The 1494-nt window shown below is 38.8% G+C and carries 2 protein-coding genes; both read right to left on the bottom strand.

Translation table 11 applies throughout. The annotated features are described in order from the left end of the window. Positions 1–407, bottom strand: a 407-nt coding sequence (locus QU605_RS15265) for a hypothetical protein (RefSeq protein ID WP_289726196.1), incomplete at its 3' end; no start/stop codon positions are given. A 510-nt stretch (positions 408–917) separates the two neighbouring features. Continuing rightward, positions 918–1494: T9SS type A sorting domain-containing protein (locus tag QU605_RS15260; protein WP_289726195.1), on the bottom strand; the 577-nt coding region annotated here is incomplete at its 5' end.

The following is a 1494-nucleotide window of genomic DNA, read 5'->3' as shown; positions in this document are numbered from 1 at the left end:
ATAACCCCGGGACTGACCGTAAGGTTAATCATATCAGAGAAGGCACCGGTCTGAGAGAGCAGGGCAGGGGCAAAGGGGCCGTTGACATCATCCGGAGTGGTCACAGGCATGCTGCCATTTAAAAATTTGTTTATGGGCACTATTGGAATTGCCGGTTCCAAAAGAACTGATTGGCTCTGCGCGTCTTTTTGCGAAATTCTGGCGTTCAGGGTTCCGTTTTCATCGCCAATAGTTTCCCCCCGATATTTCAAGGCATCAACAAAATTGTAAGAATCTTTTCTATCATGTTCGGTGGATGCCAGAAGAATATAATCTGAGGTATTTTGTTCTGAAAACTCCTCTTTAGAATAAAAGAACAAGTATATGGAGAAAAGCAAAAAACCGGTCAGTAGTAGTTTTCTTATCATTTGAAAAATGAGATTTATAGAACAAAATTAAGTCCTAAACACAATATATATACACTGCTTTGAGATAACTCAGTAAACTGATTTACAGAACTGTAAATAAACAAGTTATCATTTATGATCCAAAGTGTGATAGGGGGAGTACCTTTGAAATGCGAAATTAGGGGCTCTAAATCAATTGTTGGTTTAAAGTAAGTATTTTTCGACTAATAACCATTTTATTCGCTGCAGTGCGAAATGATGATTCCGTGATTGTATATGTAAGGATGGAAATGTAGATATATTCTTGTTAAAATATCATTTATCTCATTGAACCATTCAAGATTTCCTTTTCTTCGAAAACCTTATTACACTAGAACTTCAAATGTTTTTTTAGGTAGTAATGACGATCAAAAGTCAGCTCATGCGAAGTCGTATTTTTCACCTTTGGAGTTCCCAAAGAAATCCAAAATGCATTCCAAGTCGTCCTGGCGATAGCCTTTTGGCAATATGAATAAAACGATAGGGTTTTTACTATCTCGAAATGACAATAGATCGTACGTGTTTCTCATCATTAACTTCAATAAGAACGTAATACAAACCAACTGGCAAGGAGTATAGATCTATAATATCTCTTTCTCCATGATTATTATTAAATATGGATGAAAAAACTCTTCTATTCGAGGTGTCGAATATGGAAATCTCAATCACGGAGTTCATATAACCCTCCAAGTTGATATTTACAATTCCTCGTGTTGGATTTGGATAAATAATAAACTCATTATTTTCCTTTTCGGAAGGAATATCTGGTATTTCATTTTCACAGCGATCTGGAATTCCATCCCCGTTTTTGTCAATAGAATCATCGAATCCTTCGCATAGATCGCAGCCATTTGGCACCCCGTCACCATCAGTATCCATAGTATCATCTGATCCGTCACAAATATCGCATCCATCTGGTACGCCGTCACCATCGGTATCTACCGAGTCATCGGATCCTTCGCAGATGTCACAGTTATCAGGCACGCCATCCCCATCGGTGTCGATAGAATCATCCCCGCTTCCGCAGATATCACATCCATCCGGCACGCCGTCACCATCGGTATCCACC

Origin of the sequence: Robiginitalea aurantiaca (genome assembly GCF_030380815.1) — a bacterium.
GTDB lineage: Bacteria > Bacteroidota > Bacteroidia > Flavobacteriales > Flavobacteriaceae > Robiginitalea > Robiginitalea aurantiaca.
Note: the sequence above shows the minus strand (reverse complement) of the source record. Positions and strands in the feature narration are given on the sequence as shown.